We start from the raw sequence: 1697 nt of genomic DNA on the forward strand, positions 1-1697 counted from the left end.
GGGCCGACCACCCTGTATGCGTTCATGCAGGCGATGGGCATGGTCAACGATCATCTTGAAGGCTGTGCCTGCCGGCCTCGAATCGAACACCTGCGCCACCACTTCAAACGACCCTGAGCCACTGACTGTGCGCGGTTAAAACGGTGGGAGCAGGCAAACCAGCTCCCACAGGAGGGGGCGGTGGCGCGGGTTAGTGTGGCAGCGGCGTGAGTACGTCGGCCTTGTCGTCCATCACCATCACCACCAGCAATTTGGCCGGTTGGGTCTGGCTGGCATTGCTCGATTCAAAGTGCCGCGAGCCAGCGGGTTCGTAGAAGGGGGAACCGCAGAATTCGGAAAAAATCGTACGCTAAGCTTCGCGAGTTCTTGTAACCAATTCATTGTTTTTTCAATGGATGAAAGAAAATGGCGAAAGCTATTTGACAAACAAATCGGGATCTTATAACTTACCTACCAAGTAGTCGGTAGATGAAATAAAGCCATGAAACTCAATTCAGATCTTTCGCAGCGTGTTGTCGTCGAGCCTTCAAGCTTACAGTGGGTCGATTCGCCAGCGACCGGGATTCAACGCCAGTTACTGGAGCGTGATGGCGACGAAGTGGCGCGTGCCACCTCGATCGTGCGATACGCGCCGGGCTCCGCTTTTGAAAATCATAAGCACGACTTGGGCGAGGAGATTCTGGTCCTGGACGGCGAATTCAGCGACGAATCCGGGACCTTCGGGCCTGGGACTTACATCAAGAATCCACCAGGTTCTTCGCATGCACCGAGCTCCGCGACGGGTTGCACGTTGTTCGTCAAGCTGCGCCATCTTGATCTAGCCGACAGCCAACGCACCGTGGTCGACACCCGTAACGGCCCCTGGTTTCCAGGCCTCGTGCCGGGTCTGTCGGTGATGCCACTTTCTGAGTTCGACACACAACATACGGCTTTGGTGCGCTGGGCCCCGGGGACACGATTCAATTCGCATCGTCACTACGGCGGTGAAGAAATCTATGTGTTGGAAGGCGTCTTTGAGGATGAGTTCGGAAGCTACCCTACCGGCACATGGATGCGCAGTCCGCATTTGAGTGCTCACCGTCCCTTCAGCAATACAGGCTGCACCATCCTGGTCAAGACAGGCCACCTGCCAGTCGCCGAATCAAATGAGGCGCTTGCATGAAGCATTTCTCCGAAATCTCGCCGACCGCCGAGCGGGTGGTCGATGCCGCTGAAGGGTTGGTACAGCAGCACGGCTACAACGGCTTCTCATACGACGACGTGGCCCAGTTGGTAGGCATCAAAAAACCAAGTATCCACCACCACTTTCCCAAGAAGGGTGAACTCGTGGCCGTGGTCGCACAGCGCTACACGCACCGGTTTCGTGAGGAGTTGCTGAGCATCGAAGGGCAGCATGCGAAAGCGCCTGACAGGCTAACTGCGTATGCGGCACTTTTCGAACGCACCTTCGCCAAGGACCGGCGCCTTTGTGTCTGCGGCATGTTGGGTGCCGAGTCGGACTCGCTGCCGGACGCCGTTGTGAGCGAGGTCGAGCGATTCTTTAAAGTCAATCTCGACTGGTTGACTCTTGTCGTTGCCGATGGTCAGCGTGCCGCGCTGATCACCTCGAATTCCACCCCAGAGGCTCTCGCAGAGGCATTCTTGTGCGCGTTGGAAGGCTCGATGATGGTGGGCCGTGGCATGCGGTCGTCACGCGG

Annotated in this window: 3 protein-coding genes; all 3 read left to right on the forward strand. The window is 57.1% G+C overall.

Annotated features, from left to right (window positions below; all coding sequences use genetic code 11):
• The coding region (locus ACZ6ZQ_RS38515) for a DNA-3-methyladenine glycosylase I (RefSeq protein ID WP_469773190.1) at positions 1–117 on the forward strand (117 nt) is incomplete at its 5' end.
• 364 nt (positions 118–481) lie between these two features.
• On the forward strand, positions 482–1162 hold the full coding sequence (locus tag ACZ6ZQ_RS38520) for a cupin domain-containing protein (protein WP_004574802.1): 681 nt from the start codon (positions 482–484) through the stop codon (positions 1160–1162).
• The coding region (locus tag ACZ6ZQ_RS38525; RefSeq protein WP_469773189.1) for a TetR/AcrR family transcriptional regulator at positions 1159–1697 on the forward strand (539 nt) is incomplete at its 3' end. The genes ACZ6ZQ_RS38520 and ACZ6ZQ_RS38525, both read left to right, overlap by 4 nt.

The organism is Streptomyces sp. NPDC053673 (genome assembly GCF_055585225.1).